This is a genomic window from Micromonospora sp. AP08 (assembly GCF_008085935.1).
Classification (GTDB): Bacteria; Actinomycetota; Actinomycetes; order Mycobacteriales; family Micromonosporaceae; genus Micromonospora; species Micromonospora chersina.
In genome coordinates this window covers 1-610 of sequence record NZ_VSEZ01000045.1, presented here as the reverse complement: position 1 = coordinate 610, position 610 = coordinate 1, and the positions used below count along the sequence as shown (strand labels likewise).

At 73.9% G+C, this 610-nt stretch carries 1 protein-coding gene; it reads left to right on the top strand.

Annotation, left to right across the window (positions count from 1 at the left end):
- The coding region (locus FXF50_RS29040) for a rhodanese-like domain-containing protein (protein ID WP_370464176.1) at positions 1-610 on the top strand (610 nt) is incomplete at both ends.

Here is a 610-nt window from a genome sequence, read left to right as displayed (position 1 = left end):
TGGTGGATCTGCTGCCCGACGGGGCGCAGGTGTGGCCGACGCACGGGTTCGGCAGCTTCTGCTCGGCCAGCCAGGCCGACGCGTCCGACTCGACCATCGGCCGGGAGAAGACGAAAAACCCGGTCCTGCGGCTGGCCGCCGAGGAGTTCGTCGCGGAGACCCTCGCCGGCCTGGACGCCTACCCGGCGTACTACGCCCACATGGGTGTGGCCAACTTCGCCGGTCCGACCCCCGTGGACCTGACTCCGGTGACCCGCGCCGACGCCGCCGAGCTGCGCGAGCGGATCGCCGCCGGGCAGTGGGTGGTGGACCTGCGCCACCGCAAGGCCTACGCCGCCTCGCACCTGGCCGGCACGGTCAGCCTGGGCCTGGACGGGCCGATGTCGACCTGGCTGGGCTGGCTCATCGACTGGGGCACCCCCATCACCCTGCTCGCCGACACCCCGCAGCAGGTCGCCGACGCCCAACGTGAACTGGTCCGCATCGGCATCGACCGCCCCGCCGCCCACGCCACCGGCGACGTGGAGGGGTGGACGGCCGACCCGGCGCAGCTTCGCCAGCTGCCCATGGCCGACTTCCCGGCCCTCGCCGCGGCCCGCACGGGCAACAC